General features: G+C 60.5%; 20 protein-coding genes. 13 read left to right on the top strand and 7 right to left on the bottom strand.

Features of this window, described 5'->3' with window-relative positions:
* Positions 1–122: 122 nt before the first annotated feature.
* Both AA105894_RS02060 and AA105894_RS02055 read right to left on the bottom strand, forming a co-directional pair.
* Entirely contained in the window at positions 123–569 is a 447-nt protein-coding gene (locus tag AA105894_RS02060) for a DNA polymerase III subunit chi (protein WP_188426752.1), read from the bottom strand.
* A complete protein-coding gene (locus AA105894_RS02055; protein ID WP_267310268.1) occupies positions 569–2,065 on the bottom strand; it encodes a leucyl aminopeptidase in 1,497 nt (498 codons plus the stop codon). Before AA105894_RS02055 ends, AA105894_RS02060 begins: the two co-directional genes overlap by 1 nt.
* A gap of 187 nt (positions 2,066–2,252) precedes the next feature.
* On the opposite strand from AA105894_RS02055, the gene AA105894_RS02050 reads away from it, so the two are divergent.
* A complete protein-coding gene (locus AA105894_RS02050) occupies positions 2,253–3,038 on the top strand; it encodes a sulfite exporter TauE/SafE family protein (protein ID WP_267310267.1) in 786 nt (261 codons plus the stop codon).
* A gap of 96 nt (positions 3,039–3,134) precedes the next feature.
* On the opposite strand, the gene AA105894_RS02045 is transcribed toward AA105894_RS02050, so the two are convergent.
* The 5 genes from AA105894_RS02045 to AA105894_RS02025 are packed head-to-tail and all read right to left on the bottom strand — an operon-like array spanning position 3,135 to position 6,514.
* Positions 3,135–3,569 carry a molybdenum cofactor biosynthesis protein MoaE gene (locus tag AA105894_RS02045; protein WP_267310266.1) on the bottom strand — a complete coding sequence of 145 codons (435 nt, stop codon included), beginning with the start codon at positions 3,567–3,569 and terminating at the stop codon, positions 3,135–3,137.
* Complete coding sequence (locus AA105894_RS02040) at positions 3,566–3,808, bottom strand: MoaD/ThiS family protein (RefSeq protein WP_267310265.1); 243 nt, start codon at positions 3,806–3,808, stop codon at positions 3,566–3,568. Before AA105894_RS02040 ends, AA105894_RS02045 begins: the two co-directional genes overlap by 4 nt.
* Position 3,809: 1 nt before the next feature.
* Positions 3,810–4,286, bottom strand: a complete 477-nt coding sequence (gene moaC / locus AA105894_RS02035) for a cyclic pyranopterin monophosphate synthase MoaC (RefSeq protein ID WP_267310264.1) — start codon at positions 4,284–4,286, stop codon at positions 3,810–3,812.
* Between the two features lies 1 nt (position 4,287).
* Complete coding sequence (moaA, locus tag AA105894_RS02030; RefSeq protein WP_267310263.1) at positions 4,288–5,325, bottom strand: GTP 3',8-cyclase MoaA; 1,038 nt, start codon at positions 5,323–5,325, stop codon at positions 4,288–4,290.
* Entirely contained in the window at positions 5,315–6,514 is a 1,200-nt protein-coding gene (locus AA105894_RS02025) for a molybdopterin molybdotransferase MoeA (RefSeq protein WP_267310262.1), read from the bottom strand. Before AA105894_RS02025 ends, moaA begins: the two co-directional genes overlap by 11 nt.
* Before the next feature lie 495 nt (positions 6,515–7,009).
* Here AA105894_RS02025 and AA105894_RS02020 point away from each other — a divergent pair, with 495 nt between their 5' ends.
* The 12 genes from AA105894_RS02020 to nuoH all read left to right on the top strand — a co-directional run bounded on the left by AA105894_RS02020 (position 7,010) and on the right by nuoH (position 23,480).
* The gene (locus AA105894_RS02020; RefSeq protein ID WP_267310261.1) at positions 7,010–8,131 is read left to right on the top strand and encodes an HlyD family secretion protein; all 1,122 of its coding nucleotides are present in this window, start codon (positions 7,010–7,012) and stop codon (positions 8,129–8,131) included.
* On the top strand, positions 8,128–9,711 hold the full coding sequence (locus tag AA105894_RS02015) for a DHA2 family efflux MFS transporter permease subunit (protein ID WP_188426761.1): 1,584 nt from the start codon (positions 8,128–8,130) through the stop codon (positions 9,709–9,711). Before AA105894_RS02020 ends, AA105894_RS02015 begins: the two co-directional genes overlap by 4 nt.
* A 62-nt stretch (positions 9,712–9,773) precedes the next feature.
* Positions 9,774–11,327, top strand: coding sequence for an efflux transporter outer membrane subunit (locus AA105894_RS02010; protein ID WP_267310378.1), 1,554 nt, complete (start codon positions 9,774–9,776; stop codon positions 11,325–11,327).
* A gap of 96 nt (positions 11,328–11,423) precedes the next feature.
* On the top strand, positions 11,424–12,926 hold the full coding sequence (gene zwf, locus AA105894_RS02005; protein ID WP_267310260.1) for a glucose-6-phosphate dehydrogenase: 1,503 nt from the start codon (positions 11,424–11,426) through the stop codon (positions 12,924–12,926).
* Between the two features lie 100 nt (positions 12,927–13,026).
* Positions 13,027–14,841, top strand: coding sequence for a glycoside hydrolase family 15 protein (locus AA105894_RS02000; protein ID WP_267310259.1), 1,815 nt, complete (start codon positions 13,027–13,029; stop codon positions 14,839–14,841).
* A 266-nt stretch (positions 14,842–15,107) separates the two neighbouring features.
* Entirely contained in the window at positions 15,108–15,563 is a 456-nt protein-coding gene (locus AA105894_RS01995; RefSeq protein WP_267310258.1) for an NADH-quinone oxidoreductase subunit A, read from the top strand.
* 2 nt (positions 15,564–15,565) lie between these two features.
* On the top strand, positions 15,566–16,207 hold the full coding sequence (locus AA105894_RS01990; RefSeq protein WP_023979422.1) for an NADH-quinone oxidoreductase subunit B: 642 nt from the start codon (positions 15,566–15,568) through the stop codon (positions 16,205–16,207).
* Positions 16,208–16,256: 49 nt separating this feature from the next.
* Complete coding sequence (gene nuoC, locus AA105894_RS01985; RefSeq protein WP_267310377.1) at positions 16,257–17,984, top strand: NADH-quinone oxidoreductase subunit C/D; 1,728 nt, start codon at positions 16,257–16,259, stop codon at positions 17,982–17,984.
* Positions 17,971–18,480: an NADH-quinone oxidoreductase subunit NuoE gene (nuoE, locus tag AA105894_RS01980; RefSeq protein ID WP_127101782.1), complete on the top strand. Its 510-nt coding sequence runs from the start codon at positions 17,971–17,973 to the stop codon at positions 18,478–18,480. Before nuoC ends, nuoE begins: the two co-directional genes overlap by 14 nt.
* Positions 18,480–19,796 carry an NADH-quinone oxidoreductase subunit NuoF gene (gene nuoF, locus AA105894_RS01975; RefSeq protein WP_188426767.1) on the top strand — a complete coding sequence of 439 codons (1,317 nt, stop codon included), beginning with the start codon at positions 18,480–18,482 and terminating at the stop codon, positions 19,794–19,796. Before nuoE ends, nuoF begins: the two co-directional genes overlap by 1 nt.
* A gap of 13 nt (positions 19,797–19,809) precedes the next feature.
* The gene (gene nuoG / locus AA105894_RS01970; RefSeq protein ID WP_267310257.1) at positions 19,810–22,521 is read left to right on the top strand and encodes an NADH-quinone oxidoreductase subunit NuoG; all 2,712 of its coding nucleotides are present in this window, start codon (positions 19,810–19,812) and stop codon (positions 22,519–22,521) included.
* Positions 22,518–23,480: an NADH-quinone oxidoreductase subunit NuoH gene (gene nuoH / locus AA105894_RS01965; protein WP_188426769.1), complete on the top strand. Its 963-nt coding sequence runs from the start codon at positions 22,518–22,520 to the stop codon at positions 23,478–23,480. The genes nuoG and nuoH overlap by 4 nt, the downstream gene beginning before the upstream one ends.
* Positions 23,481–23,490: the final 10 nt, after the last annotated feature.

Genomic DNA, 23,490 nt, shown 5'->3' with positions numbered 1-23,490 from the left:
GCGCCTTTCCTTCAGGCAGCGCTGCGGTCCCGATGCATGATCAGTAAACGGAACAGTATAGAGTCGGATCGTTCGATAATCGTTTTGTGATAAAAGCGATTTACTGTGTCAGAGGAGCGGGTTTACCCGGCTTTCTGCCAGCCACGTTCCTGCTGCTGCCAATAGGCCAGGCTGTGCCCGGCCTGTTTCACCTGTTTCCAAAGCGTGCGGGCGCGTGAGACGGCCTGCGGATCATTACCGTCGAACAGGGTGAAGATACGGTCGAACTGCTCCAGCCCCTGTTCGACACCGCCATCCAGCAGAAACAGGAACCGGGCATCATTGGGAACGTCATCGCCCTTCGTCAGCCAGATGGGCTGACGAGGGCCATGCCCCATGCTCTGACTGCCATGGGGAAGCCAGAGCGGGTTTTTGGCCTTCCAGAGCGCCTCATCAAGCTGCTTGACCTGTGCCGCATCGCGACAGCGAATGACTGCGCGCTGCCCCGCATCAAGGGTACGACCCAGGAGCGCGGGCAGGGCGTCTTCCAGCGTGGTGCGGGTCAGGTGATAGAAGCCGATTTCGCTCATCAGGCGCTTGCGGTTTCCGGCTCGTGATGGCGCACCAGCGCGTCGAGCAGGCGCACGCCGAACCCGGTTGCGCCCTTCGGGCATTGTGGTGCGGCATCTGAGCGCCAGGCAACGCCAGCGATATCGAGATGCGCCCACGGTGTGTCGCCCACGAAGCGTGCCAGAAACTGCGCCGCCGTAATCGAACTGCCAGGGCGGCCCGTGATGTTCTTCATATCGGCGATATCAGAACGAAGCTGGCGGTCATAGGCCTTGCCCATGGGCATGCGCCAGACAGCTTCGCCCGTCTGCTCGCCTGCCTCGAAAAGGGCGTTGGCAAGCGCATCGTCATTGCTGAAAAGACCGGCGCGTATATGACCGAGGCTCACCACGATGGCACCTGTCAGCGTGGCCAGATCGACCATCAGGCGGGGCTGGAAGCGCTCCTTGGCATAGGCCAGCACATCGGCCAGAACGAGGCGCCCTTCGGCATCCGTATTCAGCACCTCGATGGTCTTGCCAGCATAGCTGCGCACCACATCGCCAGGGCGCTGGGCATTGCCCGAGAGCATGTTCTCGACGAGCCCCACCACGCCGATCACATGGGTCTTTGCCTTGCGACGGGCCACGGCTTCCATCGCGCCGACAACGGCCGCAGCACCGCCCATATCGGTCTTCATTTCATCCATGCCAGCCGCAGGCTTGATGGAAATACCGCCGGAATCGAAGGTCACGCCCTTGCCGATAAAGGCAAGCGGTGCCTCTTCCGAGCCGCGATAGCGCATGATCGCCACGCGGGCTTCCTGATCGCTGCCCTGCGCCACGCCGAGCAGTGCACCAAAGCCCAGCTCCGCCAGTTTGGCGGCATCGAGAATCTCGACCTCAACGCCCAGATCGCGCAGACCCTCGATGCGTCGGGCAAATTCGGGCGGGGTCAGGACATTGGGCGGCTCGCTGACCAGATCACGCGCCCGGAACACGCCCTGGGCTACGGCACGCAGGCTTTCCCACTCGGCGCGCACGCTGTCAGGGTTTTCGACCCCGATATGCAGGCGCTGCAGCTGCGGTGCGTTTTCCGGCTCGTCAGTATGATACAGGTCGAAGCTGTAGCGCCCCAGAGCCGCTCCGTAGGCAGCGTGAGCGGCGAAGTCGGCGCAACGCCCGGCCAGGGCGAGATCGGCATGGGTGGTGTCGCGCACGGCCTTTGCCGCCTGTCCGCCAGCCGCTTCCATGGTCGGAATATCCAGCTCGTCAGCCGGACCGCAGCCGATCAGGACGATCCGTGCAAAGGCAGCACAGGGGGCCAGCAGCACGCAGCTCTGGTCGCGCTGCCCCTTGAAGCGCGAAATGGCGGTGGCGCGACGCAGCGCCCCGCCCGTCGCGGCGTCGAGATGGGCAAACGGGCCGTTGGCGACATCGAAATCCGGCCCGGTCAGCAGGACGAGTGTCTGTTCCGATTCCGGGGCTCCCTTGCCTTGCAGGATGGGAAACGGTGCCTGGATCTGGATGTCGAGCATGATCTTTCCGGTCAATACGATGAGGGAGCGCCACTATCGTCATCGCGTCGGAAGATGGCAAGGCAGGAGAGGATTAATAACGACGGTGGATCGTTCATTAAATTCAAACCACTATGAGCGTTGATTAATGCCGGGAAGTATGGCCTAGTCGCGCCTCGTTCCCCAAGAAGCGCATCAAGGCTCCGACATGTCACTGCTTGCCGATCTGAATTGGCTGTTTGTTCTCTCCGGTCTCGGCGTCGGCTTTCTGGTCGGTATGACCGGAGTCGGCGGTGGCTCCCTGATGACCCCTCTGCTTATCCTGCTGTTCAAGGTGCATCCCCAGGCCGCCGTTGGTACCGATCTGCTTTATGCGGCAATCACGAAATCGGTCGGAACCCTGGTGCATGGTCATCGCGGCGCGGTCGAATGGCGCGTCGTGCTGCGCATGCTGGCAGGCAGCCTGCCTGCAACGCTTATCGCCCTGCTGTTTCTGCACTGGTATGGCAGCCCGTCGCATGACACGACAAAGCTGGTGTCGACTGCACTTGGCGTGGCGTTGCTGATTACCGCGCCCAGTGTCTTTTTCCGCAAGGAGCTGCAGGCCTGGTCTCATCGCCATGCAGGCGAATTGTCGCAGCGCAGCGCGGCTATCCTGACCGTTGTTCTGGGCGCCGTTTTGGGCGTGATGGTCACGCTTTCTTCCGTAGGGGCAGGGGCGATCGGCATGACCGTGCTGATCCTGCTTTATCCGTCGCTCAGCACGGCGCGTCTGGTCGGTTCTGATATCGCCCATGCTGTTCCGCTGACGCTGATTGCAGGCATGGGTCACTGGTGGCTGGGTGCCGTCAAGATTCCGATGCTGGTCTCGCTGCTCTGCGGCTCCATCCCCGGCATCATTCTTGGCAGTCTCTGCGTTGGTCAGGTCAATGAACGCGTGCAGCGCACCGTTCTGGCTGCCGTGCTCTTTATCGTCGGCTGGCGTCTGGTCTGAGGCGCTGCGGGGCGTTTCTCTATTTACCTCGAATTGAGGGTTTCCAAAGGGCGAAAGCCCTTTGGCGAGGTATGGGGCAGAGCCCCAAGCCCATTCTCAGGAAATTTCCGCTACCTCATGGCAGGCAATCCATTCGGAATGCCCATCGGCATAGCGCTCGCGTTTCCAGATCGGCACGCGTCGCTTGATCTCGTCGATAACGAAGCGGCAGGCAGTAAACGCCGCATCGCGATGCGGGGCTGAGACACCAATCCAGACGGCCATGTCTCCAATGGCAAGGGTGCCGATGCGATGAATGCAGGAGGCGGCCAGAATGTCGAAGCGCGTTTCCGCCTCGGCAAGAACGGCAAGCGCTTCAGCTTCAGCGAGGGGCAGATAGGCCTGATAATCGAGGCCGAGCACGGCCTGTCCGTCGCTGTTGTTGCGCACCCAGCCTTCGAAACTGCAATAGCCCCCGGCTTCGTCACGGCGCAGGGCTGTTGCGTAGGCGTTCGGGTCGATCGGGGAGTCGGTCAGAAGGAACGCGCTCATCCGCCTGATACCGGGGGGATGAAAACGACATGATCGCCTTCTGCCGGGCAATGATCCCAGCTGGCAAAGGCAGCGTTGACAGCGACACGCAGACGCCTCGCCGGGAGGGTAAAGCCATGACGCTGAGTCAGTTCGTCATAGAGTATGGCGAGACTGGTCGCGCTGGTGTCGATTTCTTCCTGCGGACAACCGGCTTCATCGCGCAGGAGGGCGAAATATTCGAGAGTCAGGCGCGGCATGTCAGGGTGTGCCGAAATCGCGCTTGCCACCGGTCTTGCCCATCAGGCGCACGTCCTGAATGACCATGTCATGGCTGAGCGCCTTGCACATGTCGTAAAGCGTGAGCGCGGCCACGGTAGCACCGGTCAGGGCCTCCATTTCAACGCCGGTCTTGCCTTCGCATTTGACGCGGCAATCGATGAGGGCATCGCATCCTTCGATGGCAATCTCGACCTTGCAGCCAGTGAGGGAGAGGGGGTGGCAGAGCGGAATGAGCTGCGCGGTCGCCTTGGTGCCCATGATACCCGCGAGCTGCGCCACGGTCAGGACGGCGCCCTTGCTGGTCATATAGCCTGATTCGGCGAGGGACTGGGCGACTTCGGGCGGAAAGCGAAGCGTCGCGCGGGCATGAGCCTCGCGGCGGGTCACGCTTTTGTCGCCGATCTCGACCATATGGGGGCGTTGTCCGGTTTCATCCACATGGGTCAGCGACACCATCTCAGCCTCCGATATAATACATTTCGATCCGCTCGCCTGAAGCACGCTGCGGGTCTGGATTGCGTATCTCACTATAACGATCCGCGCGGCCTCGCCAGATGCGGCGGAGCAGCGTTTCGAGCGCTGCATCATCGGAGTCAGCGAGGGCGGGGCGCAGGTCGGTCCCGGTCTTTGCGAAAAGGCATGTATAGATCTGCCCCTCTGAAGAAAGACGCGCCCGCGAGCAATCGCCGCAGAACGGCGCCGTGACCGAGGAAATGAAACCGATCTCGCCGCTGCCGTCGGCAAGACGGTAACGCTGCGCCACTTCGCCGCGATAGAGCGGTTCGAGCGGTTCGAGCGGATAGACAGCCCCGATGCGTTCCAGAAGGGTCGCAGAGGGCACAACAGCGCTTTCGGACCAGTGATTGCGCGTGCCGACATCCATGAATTCAATGAAGCGAAGGGTGATGCCCGTGTGGCGAAACCGGCTCACCAGGGGCAGGATATCCTGCTCGTTGATGCCGCGCTGCACGACAGTGTTGATCTTGATGCCACCGGGAAAGCCTCGTGAGGCGGCTTTGTCGATAGCGCTCAGCACCGTATCGAGCGCGTCGCGACCACCGCTCAGGCGGCTGAAAACTCCAGGGTCGAGACTGTCGAGACTGACAGTCAGGCGAGAAAGCCCGGCATGGTAAAGCGCGTCGAGATGGCGGTCGAGCAGAACGCCATTGGTGGTCAGGGCTACATCGTCGATACCAGACAGGGCGACGAGCCGTGCGACCAGCGTGTCGAGCTGGGGGCGCAGCAATGGCTCGCCACCGGTCAGGCGCAGCTTGCTGACGCCAAGCCGCGCCGAAACGCGGGCGATACGCTCTATTGTCGCGAAATCGAGACGCTGTGCCGGTTCGAGAAAGGCGAAATCGTCGTGGAACACCGATTGCGGCATGCAATAAGGGCAGCGAAAATTGCATCGATCCATGACCGAAATGCGCAGATCGTGCCACGGCCGTGCCAGAAGGTCTTTCGGCTGTCCGGGTGCTGAACGCTCACCATTCATGAAAAAGAACGCTCGCACCGGGCATCAGGGGGGCAGTGCCGGGGGGAAGGGTGACGAGCCCCTGTGTCATGCCGAGACGATTGAAATCGCCTGAGGTCGGCATGGGATGAGGTATGGCCGTGGCAACACCATCGGCACCATGCACAAGCTGCACCGGCACAAGACGGGTCATGGAGGGAAGGGGAGACAGGGTCTCCCCAAGACGCACCGGAATGGCGTCCTGCACAAGGCCCTGAGCGCGCAAAAGGGCTGGCACGACGTGACGGCTGCAACAGGCCAATGCCGAAACAGGATTGCCAGGCAAGGCGAAAACCGGCTGCCCCTTGGCGGAGAGCCCGAACCAGAAGGGTTTGCCGGGGCGTTGGGCTATCTTGTGAAAGATTTTCCTTACCCCGAGGGACGTGAGCGCCTGAGGCACGAAATCGAACTGTCCCATCGATACACCGCCGCTCAGAACCAGCACGTCATGCTGTTCCAGAAGCGTCGCAAGGTGGTCGGTCGTCAGGGCCAGATCGTCCGGCAGCACGGCAAACGCCTGCCGGGTGAAGCCCTTGCGTGAGAGCGAGGCGGCAACGGCAAATTCGTTCGAGCGACGGATCTGCCAGTCCTGAACAGGAGCATCGGGCGCGACCAGCTCATCGCCAGTCGAGATAATGGCGATCGAGGGAATGACCGAGACCTCGGGGCGAGAGATGCCGTTGGCGGCCAGAATGGCCATCTCGGGCGGCGTCAGCCTCAGACCGGGCGAAAGCAGGGCCGCGCCCTGCGCACAATCCGCCCCCTTGGGATGGATATGCTGATTTTTGCGTGGCGTGACGTCAGCGCGTAGCGAAACAAGATCGCCCTGAATGTCGAAATCTTCTCGTGGAATGACCGTGTCGGCCCCTGAAGGCAGCACTGACCCGGTCATGACGGCAATTGCCTGACCGGTTCCGTCTGGCATGGCGAGCGGCGGTCGACCGGCTGGCTGCGTGGCGACAAGGAGGAAATCACGCTGGCCGTCACGCCAAGCCACAGCGATGCCATCGAGAATGACACGATCATAGGGCGGCAGGGCGCGCTCTGCGGTGACATTCTGTCGCAGGATGCGACCGGCAGCCTGATCGAGCGGGATGGCCTCGATCGGAAAAGGCGCAAGGGCCTCTCCGATAAGGGTCTCGGCAGCGTCGATGGTCAGAAGGTCGTTCATGAAGACCTTTGTTGGCGAGGCAAGGGGGGGAAGGCAACTGAATATGTGCCCCGATGGACAAGTTTGCCGGGTCTGATCCTGCAAGAATGCGCTCTTTGCCCAACAGGTTCTGGCCGGTAGTCCATGAGGCGGTAAATCGCCACAAAATCCGCTTGGTGTCCCGGCAGCAGGCGCGTTCCGGGCAACGCCTACAGGAGCATGCACGGCCTGGTTGTGGCTTTTCCGTAACATGCGCGAGGCGGGTTGGTTGCGAGCATAATTTCACGCAACCGTGAGCGCGTCCACAGGTTGAAGGCCGGGCAGCGTCGAGGGCGCCAGGGCATGCTCACAAGGGCAAGACATTCTATGAAACAGATGATTGAAGCCCCCAAACACCTATGCTAGTCCATGACCGAACCGAACGGTCATTTTCAGATCAGACGATGAGACGTTGGGTCGAGAGACCCGGAAACCGAGTTGCCCCCGCAAAGAGGGGGTAACGGCGAGAGGATGCACATGGCGCAGGGCGACGATCAGGATAATCGCGCATCGCAGGGTGATGACGAGCAGAAGAACGATGCGGGTGGCAAGAAGGGCGGCAAGAAGAGCAGCCCTCTCAAGCGTATCATTCTGATTGCGGTCGTTATCGTTATTGCGATTGCCTGGCTGGGATACTGGCTGCTGACAAAAAACCAGATCGAGACGGACGATGCCTATACGGCGGGGCGCAAGATTTCTGTTGCACCGCATGTAAACGGCTACGTCACGCAGCTTCTGGTGAACGACAACCAGTTCGTTCATGCGGGCCAGTTGCTGGTCAAGATCGATGATCGCGACTACATCGCCTCGCTGCATAAGGCAGAAGCAAGCATTGCTCAGGCTCAGGCCAATTTTGCGGCAGCCACGCAGATGGTCATGGTGGCCAAGCAGAACTTCCCCGGTCGTCTGATCGCGGCAAAGGGTGCGCTGGCTTCGGCCCAGGCCCAGCTTTTCAAGGCCGAGACGGATTATCGCCGTCAGCACAGCGTCTCGCGTGCAGCAACCACCCAGCAGGATATCGATTATTCGAAGGCCGCGCTCGATCAGGCCCATGCTGAAGTGATGCGCGCCGAAGGTGAGTTGCAGCAGGCAACCCCCGTCCAGCCGAACATCGAGAATCAGGAAGCGACCATGAAGCAGCAGAACGCTGCGCTCAAGGCTGCCGAGGCTGACCTCGTTCAGGCCCAGTTGAATTACGGCTGGACCGAAGTACGCGCACCGCATGATGGCTGGATCTCGCAGCGTAATGTCGAGCAGGGCGATTTCGTCCAGACCGGCCAGAAGCTTTTCTCGGTCGTCGAGCCTGAAGTCTGGGTGGTGGCGAACTACAAGGAAACGCAGATCACCAAGATGCGTCCCGGCCAGAAGGTCGAGATCGAGGTCGATGCCTATCCGAACCTCACACTGCACGGACATGTCGACTCGATTCAGCTCGGTGCCGGTGCAGCGTTCAGCGCCTTCCCGCCAGAGAACGCAACGGGCAACTTCGTGAAGATCGTTCAGCGCGTGCCGGTCAAGATCCTGATCGATAGCGGGCTCGATCCGAATGTGCCCCTGCCTCTGGGCGTTTCTGTCGTGCCGACGGTGACGGTTCCATGAGCGATGCGTCCAGCGACAACAAGGACCACTCCAGCTGGAAGCCCAAAGCGAACCCCTGGCTGATTGCTGTGGTGGTGACGCTGGGCGCTTTCATGGAGGTGCTCGACACCACCATCATCAACGTGGCGCTCCCGCATATCTCGGGTGCGCTCGGCAGCTCCTATGACGATGCCACCTGGGCGCTTACTTCCTATCTGGTGGCGAATGGTATCGTGCTGACCATCTCGGCATGGTTCGGCAAGCTACTGGGGCGCAAACGCTATTTCCTTATCTGTATTGCCATGTTCACGGTCTCGTCCTTCCTGTGCGGATTGTCGACGAGCCTGCCCATGCTGATCATCTTCCGCCTGATGCAGGGTTTCTTCGGGGGTGGTCTGCAGCCGAACCAGCAATCGATCATTCTCGATACCTTCCCGCCGGAAAAACGGGGTGCCGCTTTTGGCCTGACGGCTATCGCGACCATTGTGGCGCCTATTCTCGGTCCGCTGCTTGGCGGCTATCTGGTCGATAACTATTCCTGGCGCTGGATCTTCTACGTCAACGTGCCCTTCGGCATCCTGACGCTGATCGGTGTTTCCGCCCTGGTGGAAGATCCGCCATGGGAAAAGCAGAAGCGCGAGAAGGTTGACGTGATCGGCATCTGCCTGATTTCGCTCGGTCTGGGTTGCCTCGAAATCATGGCCGATCGTGGCGAGGATGACGACTGGTTCGGCTCGCCCTTTATCATCACCATGGCTGCACTGGGTGTGGCGGGTGTGGTCGGTGCCGTCATCTGGCTGCTCCGGGCCAAGAACCCGCTCCTGAACCTTGCCATTTTCAAGGACCGCAACTTTGCCGTTGGCACGTTCCTGATGGCCATGGTCGGTGGGCTGCTCTACGCCTCGGCCATTATCGTGCCGCAGTTTGCGCAGCAGGTTCTTGGTTATACAGCCACGATCTCAGGTGAGGTGCTGGCGCCGGGCGGGGCAGTGATCATCTGTCTCATTCCCATCGTCGGCAAGCTGATGGGCTTTGTGCAGGTACGTAACCTGATTGCCTTCGGGTTCTTCCTGATGGGGCTTGCGATGTTCTACTCGGCCCATCTCGTGCCGACGACGAGCTATGCCCATCTGGTGGAGTATCGAATTTTCCAGACCTCGGCTCTGGCCTTTCTGTTCGTGCCGATCTCGACCATTGCCTATTCCACCCTGCCAAAGGAGCTGAATTCCGACGCATCGGCCATGTTCAGCATGTCGCGAAACTATATCGGCTCGCTTGCCATTTCTCTCGCGACGGCTGCCATTACCGAGACCAAGCAGATCAGGCAGAGCCTGATGGCCCATTGGTCGTCGGACTATAACGCCAATGGTCAGGACTATCTCAATACGGTGCAGAAAGTGGCGACCGATGCGGGCATGACCTCATCATCGGCGCATCAATTCGCCATACACAGCTATTATCAGAGCTTCATGCAGCAGGTTTCCATGGTGGCCTATAACCAGACCTTCATGGTGATCGGGATCATGGCGTTCTGCGTCGTGCCGTTCTGCTTCCTGCTCTCCCCTGTGGCCAAGAAAGGCCCGGCCGGAGGTGCCCATTAATGACTAATCTCATGCTTTTCTGGAGCCACGCCTTGAAGACAGGCCGTTCCCCGCGCGCGCTGATGCTGAGCGGCGCTTCGCTCGCCATGGCGCTCACCCTGCCAGGCTGTGTTGGGCCGAAATATCAGAAGCCCGATCTGTGGTCGCCCAGCCAGTATGACATGCATGCCCGTTCGGGGCAGGCTGGCAGCCAGACCACGGCGGATGCGCCCGATCCGAACTGGTGGAAGATCTTCAATGATCCGACCCTGACCTCGCTCGAAACCCGTCTGGCAACCCAGAACCTTGATATCCAGCGTGCGGCAGCGCAGCTCGCACAGAGCCGCGCCCAGCTTATGATGGCAGGCGCCGAGCGTTTTCCGGGTCTTTCGGCCAGCGGCTCGTACACGCGCTCGCAATACAGCACCAAGTCGCTGCAGCGTATTCTCTCCGGGGTGGCAAAGGATAACAGCGCGGCTCTCGGTCAGCAGCGCGCGACCCTGCTCGATCAGAGCGTTGGTGACGCCACGATTCCTCTGCTTAACCAGTGGAAATATTCCATCGACGCGCAATATGAGGTCGATCTCTGGGGGCGTGTGGCGCGTCAGTATGAAGCCGCCAAGGCCGATCTGCAGGCAACCGACGAAGAGCGTCGTGGCATTCTGATCGCGCAGCAGGCCGATATGGCCAATGACTATCTGACGCTGCGCGGGCTTCAGGAGCAGTTGCGTATCACCAAAGCCAATCGGGATACGCAGGCCCAGACACTCTCCCTCGCAAAGGAGCGTCAGAAAACCGGTCTCGTGACCGAGCTGGACGTCACCAGCGCAGAGTCGCAGCTAGACTCGACCACGGCGCAGATCGCCCAGACTGAGCAGCGCATCGAACAGCAGATCAATGCCATCAGCCTGTTGTTGGGGTCTCCTCCCGGCACGCTCAATGACGAGCTGACACGGACGGCCGGTATTCCGGTTGTGCCGCCTCGCGTGCCGGTCGGTGTACCGTCGGAACTGGCGCAGCGTCGCCCGGATATCCGTCAGGCCGAGGCGCAGCTTCATGCAGCCGTGGCCAATGTGGCCGAGGCAGAAGCCGAGTTCTATCCCAAGATCACGCTCAATGCCGATTTCGGGCTGCAATCGCTGTCTTTCCGCGATCTCGGTTTCTGGAATGCACGCGCGTGGAATATCGGCCCGTCCATCTCCCTGCCGATCTTTCAGGGTGGGCGTCTGCGCGGCCAGCTGATGCTCAATCGCTACGCCCAGAAGGCAGCGGCCATTACCTATCGTCAGACCGTGCTGGGTGCGTGGCGTGATGTCGATAATGCGCTGATTGCCTATCGTGACGAGCAGCGTCGCCGGGATGGGCTGCAGGGTGCCGTGGACGCAGGGCAGCGCGCCCTGCATCTGGCGCAGGAGCAGTATCGCAGCGGCCTGACCACTTATCTGAACGTGCTCTCGGCGCAGCGTGACCTGCTTTCGGCACAATTGCAGCTTGCTGACAGCACCACGACGATCGCGAGCAATCTGGCCCATCTGTATAATGCCTTGGGTGGTGGCTGGGAAACGCAGTTCCCGCAAGACAAACCCGAAGATGCAACAATCCGGCAGCTTGGCGGTGACAGTCCCCGCCACGCCTGATCACAATATTGTTTGAGATATGTAAAATAATTCGGTGATCTATTTGCCGTGATAGGCTTTCTCCCTCCTGCTCATTGAGTCAGAGGGAGAAACGTCATGTCGACCACTACTGAACAGCTTGGCAATGCTCTGGGAAATGCGTCAGAGCCGCAGCCCTGCAAGCTGGTCATCTTCGGCGCCGGTGGCGATCTGACCCGGCGTCTGCTTCTTCCCTCTCTCTATGATCTTGCTGTGGCTGGCGCACTGCCCGCCGATTTTCAGATCATCGCCGTGGATCGTGCCGAGCAGACCGGGAAGGACTGGGCCGCAAAACTGTTCTCACTGGCCGAGCAGGATGCAAAAGACCCTTCCGCAGAGTTTTCATGCCCCCATCTCGACCGGGCGGTCTGGGACCGTGTGACATCCGGCGCGCTGTATCTGTCGGGCGATTTCACCCAGGCAGACATCTACACCACGTTGCGTGAAACGCTTGGTGCCGGGAATGTCATCTTCTACCTCGCCGTTGCGTCGCGCTTCTTCGCACGCATCGCGACCGGGCTGGGGCAGGGCGGCCTGCTGAAGGAGGGGCGTGGCTTCCGTCGGCTGATCGTCGAGAAGCCCTTCGGTCGCGATCTCGCCTCGGCACGTGAACTGGATGGTGTGCTGCGCGCCCAGGCCGATGAAAGCCAGATCTACCGGATCGATCATTTTCTCGGCAAGGAAGCCAACCAGGGCATCATGATTGCCCGCTTCTCGAATGTGTTGTTCGAGCCAATCTGGCGCCGTGAGTATATCGATCACGTGCAGATCACCGCCGCCGAGACGATCGGCGTCGAGCAGCGCGGTGCGTTTTACGAACATACGGGCGCGTTGCGCGACATGGTGCCCAATCATCTTTTTGTCCTGCTGAGCCTGATCGCGATGGAGCCACCGTCGTCGCTCTCGGCTGATGCTGTGAGGCAGGAAAAGACGCGGCTTCTGCAGGCCATACGCCCGATACGAGATGAGGATTATGTGCCGGGGCAATATGCTGCGGGGCAGATCGAGGAGAAGTCTGTGCCCGGCTATCGCAGCGAGCCCGGTGTCGCAGCTGACAGCCAGACCGAGACTTTTGCTGCCATGAAGCTGTTCATCGACAACTGGCGCTGGGGCGGTGTGCCTTTCTATCTGCGTACCGGCAAGCGCATGTCAGGCCGACGCACCGAAATCAATGTTGTCTTCAAAAAGCCACCTTATGCCCTGTTCAATCAGAACATGGACGACCCGCGTATCGGCAATGTCATCCGTTTTCTGCTCGACCCGGTGCGGGGTGTCTCGATCGATTTCGATGCCAAGCGGCCCGGTCTGGAAGAAGAGATTGCGCCGGTAAGCAGTCGGTTTCTGTATGACGACTTCTTCAGGAAGGCTCCCAATGTCGGCTACGAGGCATTGCTGCATGACTGCATGGCGGGCAATCAGATGCTCTTTCAAAGTGCCGAGACCATCGAGGCGGCCTGGAGGGCGATTGATGCGATCGTCACACCTGAGGCGCCGTATTCCTATAAGGCTGGCTCTGAAGGGCCCGACGAGGCGATGGCCCTGCTTGAGCGTGACGGACGACGCTGGATTCCGGTCAAATAATCCTGTGCTTTTATTGCCCGGCAGGTAAGAATGCCGGGTCGATAAGCCTGTTTTCCAAAACAAGGTCTCCGTAAAAGGGCCTCGGTCGAAAGAACTGACGATGAGTATGGCAATCGAAAATCATGCCGTGATCGGCGATCTGCGTACGACCGCTCTGGTCGCGCTCAACGGTTCGATCGATTTCATGTGCTGGCCGCGTTTTGATTCCCCAAGCGTTTTCGCTTCGCTTCTCGAGCCGAGTGCAGGGTTCTTCGAGCTGGCGCCTGTGCTTGAGGGGGGCAGGTTCCGCCAGTTCTACGTGCCTGACACCAATGTCCTGCTGACACGCGTACTCTCGCCCGAAGGTGTGAGTGAGATCTCCGATTTCATGACGCTGGCTCCGGATTATCCCGAGCAGCGCGTGATCCGGCGGGTGAAAGCGATACGTGGCACGCTGAAATTCCGGCTGCACTGCGCCCCGCGCTTCGATTATGCCCGCGTCGGGCACAAGGCCCGCGTGCTGAATGACCGCGTGATCCTGTTCGAGCCGATGCGCGACGACCTGCCGACCCTGCGCATCAGCTCGACCATTCCCATGACGCTGGTCGATAACGATGCCTGCGCCGAGTTCGTGCTGCAGCTGAACGAGACAGCGACGTTCATGCTCGACAGCCTGACGACCGACGAAAATCTCTGCCTCGAAGACCACTGGACTTCCACTGCGTTCAAGGCGACGGCCAATTACTGGATCGATTGGGTGGCGCGTGCGAGCTATCACGGCCGCTGGCACGACCAGATCACGCGCTCGACCCTGGCGCTCAAGCTACTGACCTCGGCAGAGCATGGCTCGATGGTCGCTGCTGCGACATTCGGCCTGCCGGAAGACCCCGGTGGCATACGCAACTGGGATTACCGTTACTGCTGGGTCCGCGACTCGTCTTTCATGGTCTACGCCTTCATGAAAACGGGCCATACCGAAGAGGCCACCGCCTTCATTCGCTGGTTGCACCAGCGTCGCCTCGAGGCTCAGCCCGGCGAAGCACGTCTGAAGGTCATGTATGCCATTGATGGCAAGGCTTTCGTGCCCGAGACGGATCTGACACATTTCAGAGGCTTCCGTAACTCGCGCCCCGTGCGCATCGGCAACGGGGCGGAAGACCAGCTTCAGCTCGATATCATCGGTGAGATGATGGACGCCGTTTATCATGCCGATCGTCATTGTGAACGGCTGAGCTGGAAAGCATGGGAGTCGATTGCTGAAGGTATTGACTGGCTGTGCCTCAACTGGAATCAGCCAGACGAAAGTATCTGGGAAGTAAGGGGTGGGAAAAAACACTTCCTGTTTTCCCGCATCATGTGCTGGGTCGCACTGGACCGGGCTATTCGTCTGTCGGAAGAGCGCGGGTTTCCTGCCCGGATTGCCGTCTGGGTGCGCGAGCGCAATGCCATCTACATGGATGTCCAGAATAATTTCTGGAGCGAGGAACTGGGATATTTCGTCCAGTACAAGGGTGGCACGGCGATTGACGCCTCATGCCTGCTGATGCCGCTCATGGGTTTCATTGGCGATCACGATCCGCGATGGGCCTCGACTCTGCGCGCCGTAGGTGACCAGTTGCTCGATGACAGCCATGTCTTTCGTTACCATGTGGCCGAAGGCAATAATGATGACGGGCTGGAAGGGCGTGAGGGCACGTTCACCATGTGCTCCTTCTGGTACATCGAATGCCTGGCCCGCTCGGGCGACCTGCTGATGGCGCGTTTCCTGTTCGACAAGACGCTGTCCTACGCCAACCATGTCGGCCTGTTTTCAGAGGAAATCGGCCCGGCAGGCGAGCATCTGGGCAATTTCCCCCAGGCTTTCACCCATCTGGCGCTGATCAGGGCCGGTCAATATCTGGATCAGGTAATATATCGCGATAAAGGTTTCAGTTGAGAATCAGTATCAACTAAGTGTCGATGCTTCTCAAAAAATCGGCACAGAAGTTGATAATCAGTATCAACAAAAAGAGGACCATACCAATACCTAATTGATCACGGCTTCGTGTGTTCTCGGTCAGGTGATAGGCAGGCACTTGATGTGATGCTAGGCAATGGCGCAGAAAAAACCTCTCGACCATTGGCTTTTTAGTTCCGTTCGGGCGTTTCGGCGTTCTGGTGGACTTTGGCCATTGGTCCCGTCGGGAATAGGTGGTTGCGCCAGTGTCTCAGTTTCTCGCAGATCATGCTTTAGCGATCTACGTGGCCTTTACGGTCATTTTCCTTTGCATCGTGGTGGCGCTGTCTGCTGCTCTTGGGCCTCGCCGCGTCGGTGCTGCACGCGGGCGGTCGATGAGCCTGCCCTACGAGTCAGGTATCCTCTCAACAGGGTCAGCGCGTATCCGTCTGCCGGTTCAGTACTATCTGCTGGCCGTGTTCTTCGTGATTTTCGACGTTGAAAGCGTGTTCATCTACTCATGGGCCTCCGTGGTGGTCGAGGCAGGCTGGGCCGCCTTCATCTCGGTTACGACCTTTGTCGTCTTTCTAACGCTCGCTCTGATCTATCTCTGGCGCAGTGGTGCCCTTGAATGGGGCCCCAAGCACCGCCGCATGCCGGTCAAGGTGCCGCCCAACTCCCCCGTCGAACTTGTCAAAATCCCCGAGCGCGAGGTCGTATAACGATGACTTGGACTCTTACCTCCGCCGTCGGCGAACCCCGTCTGCAGTCACCTGAAGAATTGCTGGCGCATGAGGACGTGCGTCGCAATCTTGTGGTCGGCAAGCTGCAGGATTTCATTTCCTGGGGTCAGAAGAACTCGGTCTGGCCGTTCAATTTCGGCCTTTCCTGCTGTTACGTGGAAATGGCGACGGCCTTCACCAGCCGCTACGATATTGCCCGCTTCGGCTCCGAAGTGCTGCGTGCGACGCCGCGTGAAGCCGATCTGATCGTGATCGCCGGCACGGTGTTCCGCAAGATGGCCCCCATCGTGAAGTATCTCTACGACCAGATGCTCGAGCCGCGCTGGGTCATTTCCATGGGTTCCTGCGCCAATTCGGGCGGCATGTACGACATCTACAGTGTCGTTCAAGGCGTCGACAGCTTCCTCCCCGTCGATGTGTATGTGCCTGGCTGCCCTCCGCGCCCCGATGCACTGCTCGAAGGGCTGATGCTGCTTCAGGACTCCATCGGCAAGCAGCGCCGTCCGCTCAGCTGGATGGTTGGCGATCAGGGCGTGACCAAGGTGACCCCGGCCAGCATGCGCGACCTCAAGCGTGAAGAACGCATGGCGGTCACCAAGCTGCGCACCCCGGACACGATCTGAGGAGCGGACAGCAATGAGCGAAGTTTTCGAAAAAACCCGTTCCGGCGTCATGGGCGCCGCCGTGGCTGCCTTCCCCCCGCACATGATCATCATGGAAGAGTCGACACGCGATGGCGTGCCGACCTTCTGGGTCTCGCGTGGCCAGATCCGCGCCGTGCTGCAGGCGGTGAAGGCTGGCGGCACGCTGCGCATGCTGCTCGACCTCACCTGCGTGGATGAGCGTCAGCGCATTCACCGTGATGGTCTTCCGGCTTCTGATTTCACGGTTGTCTATCACATCCAGTCCTTCAACGGCCCGATCGACGAAGTGCGCTTCAAGGTGCCGCTTTCGGTCGATGATCCGAATATCGGCACCATTTCCGATATCTGGCCGAATGCGAACTGGCTGGAGCGTGAAGCCTGGGATCTGTTCGGCGTTGTGTTCGAGGGGCATCCGCATCTCTCGCGCATCCTGACCCCGCCCACATGGGTCGGGCATCCGCTGCGCAAGGACCATTACGCTCGTGCGACCGAGCGTCCGCCCTATACGCTCTCTGAAGACCAGGTTTTCGACGAGCAGGAAGCGCTGAAATTCGACCCCGAATCCTGGGGTATGAAGCGTCATTCCGACAACAGCGACTTCATGTTCCTCAATCTCGGCCCGAACCATCCTTCGGTCCATGGCGTGTTCCGCGTCGTACTGCAGCTCGAGGGTGAGTTCATTGTCGATGCGGTGCCCGATATCGGCTTCCACCATCGCGGCGCCGAGAAAATGGCCGAGCGCCAGACCTGGCACAGCTACATCCCCTATACCGATCGTATCGACTATGTCGGCGGGGTGATGAACAACTTCCCCTATGTGATGGGTGTCGAGAAGCTGGCAGGCATCACCGTGCCGCCGCGCGCTCAGCTCATTCGCATCATGCTGGCCGAGTTCTTCCGCATCTCGAGCCATCTCGTGTTCTACGGAACGATGGTGCAGGATCTGGGCCAGCTCTCTCCGGTCTTCTACATCTTCACCGATCGCGAGCGCGTTTTCGAGATCATCGAAAAGATCTGCGGCTTCCGCATGCATCCGGCCTTCTTCCGCATCGGCGGCGTGGCGATGGATCTGCCGCAGGGCTGGGATGGCGAGGTTCGCGCCTTCCTCGATTATCTGCCCAAGCGTCTGGACGAGTACAACGAACTCGTCATGAAGAACCCGATCTTCAAGGCCCGTACCAAGGGCGTTGGCGTCTACAATACCGAAGAGGCGGTAGATTGGGGTGTGACGGGGCCGGGGCTGCGTGCCACGGGTCTGGAATGGGATTATCGTCGCAAGGCGCCCTATTCTGGTTATGACCAGATCGACTTCGATATTCCGACTGCCGTCAACGGCGATTGCTATGATCGCGCTGCGGTGCATATCGAAGAGATCCGCCAGAGCCTGCGCATCATCCGCTACTGCCTCGATAACATGCCGGGCGGGGCCTACAAGGCCGAGCATCCGCTGGCCATGCCGCCGCCGAAGCCGCGCACGATGCATGACATCGAGACGCTCATCCATCACTTCGTGGGCGTCAGTTGGGGGCCGGTCATTCCGCAGGGCGAAGTGCGCTCCTGCATCGAGGCGACCAAGGGTCTCAACCAGTATTACCTCGTGAGCGATGGCGGCACGATGTCCTACCGGACGCGTATCCGCACACCGTCGTTCATTCATCTGCAACAGCTTCCGATGCTGTCACGCGGCACCATGATTGCCGATCTGATCGCCATTATCGGAAGCATCGATTTTGTGATGGCCGATGTCGACCGCTGAACTTACGGCGCAGGACGCCGAACTCCCTCAGGACCTCGTCGATACGTTCATCGACATGGCCGCCCACGAGCATCACCCTCGTGGCGCCGCCATCGAGGCGCTGCGCCTCGTGCAGGAGCGTTTCGGCTGGATCAACGATGCGCATCTCGCCCATACGGCACGCATCCTGGGCATGTCCCAGGCCGATCTCGACGGGATTGCCACCTATTTCAACCTGCTGTTCCGCAAGCCGGTCGGCAAGAACGTGGTCATGCTCTGTGACTCCGTCTCCTGCTACATCATGGGCGCTGAACAGACACGCGAACGCCTGTGCAAGAAGCTGGGCGTGAAAATGGGCGAGACGACGCCGGATGGTGAATTCACCGTTCTGCCCATCGTCTGCCTCGGTCACTGCGACCACGCCCCGGCCATGCTGGTCGGCAAGGATCTGTTCGGTCCTGTCCGCCCGGAAGACATTGACGGCATCATTGACGACATTCGGGCGAGGAAGAAGTGATGACTGGTCTGAACCCCGAAAAGCAGCCGCTTCTGGCGCTTGTCGATCGCGAGACACCACTCGATCCGGCAGGCTATGACAAAAAGGGTGGCTGGCGCGGCCTGCGTCGCGCCCTCGGCATGAGCCCCGCCGAGATCATTACCGAGGTGACGGATTCCAAGCTGCGCGGACGCGGCGGCGCCGGTTTCAGCACCGGCATGAAATGGAGCTTCGTTCCCAAGGAATCCTCGAAGGACCGCCTCAAATATATCGTAGCCAATGGTGACGAGATGGAGCCGGGCACCTTCAAGGATCGCATCCTTGTCGAAGGCAATCCGCTTCAGCTCATCGAAGGCATGATCATCTCGGCCTATGCCATCCAGGCACGGCACGGCATCATCTTCCTGCGTGGTGAATATCATCTGGGTCTGGAGCGCCTTCAGCAGGCGGTCATCCAGGCGCGTGAGGCCGGTTTCCTTGGCGAGAACATTCTCGGCTCGGGCTTCGATTTCGATCTTCATGTCCATCCCTCTGCCGGGCGCTATATCTGCGGTGAGGAAACGGCCCTGATCACGGCGCTGGAAGGCCGTCGCGCCAACCCGCGCGCCAAGCCACCTTTCCCCCAGATCGGTGGTCTGTGGGGCGCGCCGACGGTCGTGAACAATATCGAGACCTTCAGCAATATCCCACATATTCTGGCCAATGGCACAGAGTGGTATCTGGGGCTGAGCGCCTGCGTCGATGGTGGCACCAAGCTTTACGGTGTCAGTGGTCGTGCCAAGCGTCCGGGTGTGTTCGAGCTGCCTCTGGGCACGTCGCTCGGCGTGATCCTGAATGAGTGTGCAGGCGGCATGCAGGACGGCTACAAGCTGCGTGCCTTCCTGCCCGGTGGTGCCTCGACCGCATTCCTCGGGGCCGAGCACGCTGACATCATCATGGACTACCCGACGCCGGAAAAGGCGGGCAGCCGCCTTGGCACGGGTCTGGCCATCCTGCTCGATGACCGGACCAGCCCGATCGGGATGATCCGCAATCTAGAGCATTTCTTTGCGCAGGAATCCTGTGGCTGGTGCACGCCCTGTCGTGACGGCCTGCCTTGGGTCGAGCGTCTTCTGATTGCCATTGAGGAAGGGCGCGGCACGCCGGAGGATATCGATCGCCTCCATGACGCAGCCCGTCTGATCGGCCCGATGGGGCGCACTTTCTGTGCCCATGCACCGGGTGCGATCGCGCCTCTGGCCAGCGGTCTGAAGATGTTCGCCGAGGATTTCCAGCGAATGGTTAGCAAGCCCGCCTCCGGCACCGCAGAGAGCGGCGCCGCAGGGCAGGCGGCGTAGGAGGAACGGCCCGATGGCAAAAATCGTAATCGACGGCCGCGAGGTTGAAGCACGTTCAGACGTGAACCTTCTGCAGGCCTGTCTCGAGGCAGGGGAAGACCTGCCCTATTTCTGCTGGCACCCGGAACTCGGGTCTGTCGGTGCGTGCCGTCAGTGCGCGGTCAAGCAATATGCCAATGCGGACGACACACGCGGTCGTATCGTCATGGCCTGCATGACGCCGGTGACTGAAGGCGCGATCATCTCGGTTGAAGACCCCGAAGCCAAGGAATTCCGCGGCGAGGTGGTCGAGTGGCTGATGACGAACCACCCGCATGACTGCCCGGTCTGTGAAGAAGGTGGTGAATGCCATCTTCAGGACATGACCGTCATGACCGGTCATCGCGAGCGTCGCTATCGCTTCGACAAGCGCACCCACAACAATCAGGAACTCGGTCCTTTCGTGAAGCACGAAATGAACCGTTGCATCGCCTGCTATCGTTGCGTGCGCTTCTATCGTGACTATGCGGGCGGCCAGGATCTGGGCGTGTTTGCCTCGCATAACAATGTCTATTTCGGACGTCATGAGAGCGGCACGCTGGAGAGCCCCTTCTCCGGCAACCTCATCGAGGTCTGCCCGACCGGCGTGTTCACCGACAAGCCGTTCTCGAAGATGTACAGCCGCAAATGGGACATGCGCGGCGCGCCGTCCGTCTGCTCCAACTGCGCAACAGGCTGCAACACCATCATCAATGAGCGCGCCGGCAAGGTTCGCCGTACGCTCAACCGCTATAATGATGAGGTGAACCGCTACTTCCTGTGCGATCGCGGTCGCTTCGGTCATGGCTGGGTCAATGCCCCGACGCGCCTGCGTTCGGCTGGTTATGTGATCAATGGCGACATGACACCGGTACCGGCCCAGGCCGCGCTGGATCATTTCGGCAAGATCGCGGCTTCGGGCAAGCTGGTGGGCATCGGCTCGCCGCGCGCCTCGCTGGAATCCAACTACGCCCTGCGCAAGCTCGTCGGTGCCGAGAACTTCTCGACCGGCATGGCCGAGCCGCAGCACAGCCTCGTCAAGCTCGCCGTGTCGCTTCTGGCCGCTGGCCCGGCGCGCATCGCCACCATGCATGAGATGGAAACCGCTGACGGCGCCCTGATCCTGGGTGAGGATGTTTCGGCAACCTCACCACGCATGAGCTTGGCACTGCGCCAGATCAAGCGCACGGCCTTCAACAAGGCGGCTGATCAGGCCCGTGTCCCTCACTGGATGGACGCTTCGGTGCGTACGCTGGGTCAGGACACGATCTCGCCGCTCTTCGTTGTATCGCCCACCGTGACCGATCTGGACGGTTTCGCGCAGGACGCCATCCGTGCCATGCCGGAAGATGCCGCGCGTCTCGGCTTTGCCATTGCGCATCGCATCGACGCGTCGGCTCCCGATGTGGCCGGTCTCACCGAGGCCGAGGCGGCTTCCGCTTCGCTTATTGCTGAAGCCCTGCTGGCCTCCGAGAAGCCCTTGCTGGTCTCGGGCCTGCAATACGCTTCCGCAGCGCTGCTTCAGGCAACGGCGAACATCGCTTCTGCCCTGGCCGCCAAGGGCAAGACGCCGCTCATCAGCTTCGTCCTGCCGGAAGCCAACTCCATGGGCCTCGCGCTTATGGACGGGCTCTCGCTCGACACGATCGCTGCCCGCTCTGCCGATGCCACGCTGATCGTTCTCGAAAACGATCTGAGCCGCCGCCTTGATGGCGCGCGGTTCGATGCGCTGGTTGAAAGTGCCGCCAATCTGGTGGTGCTCGATCACTCGGTTACGCCAACGGCCATTCGTTCGCAGGTTACCTTCCCCTCGGCAGCCTATTCCGAGACGGATGGCACGCTTGTCAGTGCCGAAGGTCGCGCCCAGCGCTTCTTCCAGGTTGTCTATCCTGATGCGCCGCTTCAGGCAGGCTGGCGCTGGATTGCCGATATGGCGCAGGCCGCTGGCCTCAGCCACGTGAAGCCCTGGGGCAAGCTGGATGATCTGATCGCTGAAATCGCGACGACGATGCCGGTTTTCGCCCGCATCCCCGAGGCGGCACCGGGTTCGGACTATGAGCTCGAAGGTACGCCGCTGCGCAGCCAGACGCATCGCGTCAGCGGACGCACGGCCATTCGTGCCAATATCAGTGTTCGCGACATTCCGCCGCCGAGCTCGCCCGACACACCGCTGCATTCCACCATGGAAGGCTCCTACAGCACTGACATGCCCGGCACGCTCGTGCCGTTCTATCAGGTGCCTGGCTGGAACTCCGAGCAGTCGCTGAACCGCTTCCAGCAGGAAATCGGTGGCAAGATGCGCGGTGGCGATTGCGGCGTGCGTCTGGTGGAAGGGGTGGCCAACGCGGCTGGTTCCTACGCCATGGACGTGCCGTCGGCTTTTGCTCCTCGCGCCGGTCAGTTCATGCTTCTGCCGGAAGCCCGCGTATTCGGTACGGATGAAATGAGCATGATGGCCCAGCCGATCGCCGAGCGCGCCGCCCCTGCGGTGGTGCGTATCGGTGGGGCCGTGGCCAAGGGTGCTCAAGTACGTCTGTCGCTGAATGGCGAGGTCTTCACGGTCGATGCCGTGTTTGATCCTTCTCTGCCCGAAGGTGTCGCCACATGCCCGCCGCATATGGTGTCCCGCTCCTGGTCGGCACCGGGCTGGGTTTCTCTTGAAATCACGGCGCCTGCCGAGCGTATTGGAACGGAGAGCGCGGTATGATGCCCATCGTGTGGCCAATTCTTGTGATCGTCGTGACCGTCTTTGGCGTTCTCGGCGTCGCAGCGGTCTCGACCATGCTGGAGCGTCGCCTGCTCGGCGTGTTCCAGGATCGCCCCGGCCCCAACCGCGTCGGCCCGTTCGGCCTTTTTCAGGTCATCGCCGATGCGATGAAAATGCTGTTCAAGCAGGACTGGATTCCGCCTTTTGCGGACAAGCCGGTCTTTCTTGTCGCACCGATCATCGGCTTTCTGGCCGTTCTGCTCTGCTTCGGTGTCGTGCCCATCACCCCCATCTGGGGTGTGGCGGGTGAGCTGAATGTCGGCCTGCTCTTCATCTTCGGCATGCTGGGTCTTGGCGTCTATTCGGTGGTTCTCGCCGGATGGTCGTCCAACAACAAATACGCCCTGCTCGGTGGCATGCGTGCCGCGGCCCAGATGATTTCCTATGAGGTGTTCATGGGTCTTTCGGTCATGGGCGTGGTCATGGCGGCCGGTTCGTTCAGCATTCGTGATATCGTTGAAGCGCAGACCAATTGCTGGTTCATCATCCCGCAATGCCTCGGTGCCGTGATCTTTCTGCTGGCCGGTATCGCCGAAACGCATCGTCTGCCTTTCGATTTCCCTGAAGGCGAAAACGAAATCGGCGCCGGTTTTCATACCGAATATTCGGGCATGAAATTCGGCATGTTCTATCTGGCTGAATATGCCGGTGTTGCGCTCAGCTCGGCGCTGATCACCACGCTTTATCTCGGTGGCTGGCATGGCCCGTTCCTGCCGCCCTTCCTGTGGTTCGCGATCAAGGTCTTCCTGCTGATCTGCTTCTACATTCTCCTGCGTGCAGCACTCCCCCGTCCGCGTTACGACCAGCTGATGTCCTTCGGCTGGAAGGTGCTGCTGCCGCTGTCTCTTCTTAACATTCTGGTCACCGGCGCGGTCATTCTGCTGCGCGCGGGCGTCTGAGAGGGGGCGC

The sequence above is a fragment of the Asaia spathodeae NBRC 105894 genome (assembly GCF_025994195.1).
Lineage (GTDB): Bacteria > Pseudomonadota > Alphaproteobacteria > Acetobacterales > Acetobacteraceae > Asaia > Asaia siamensis.
Note: the sequence above shows the minus strand (reverse complement) of the source record. Positions and strands in the feature narration are given on the sequence as shown.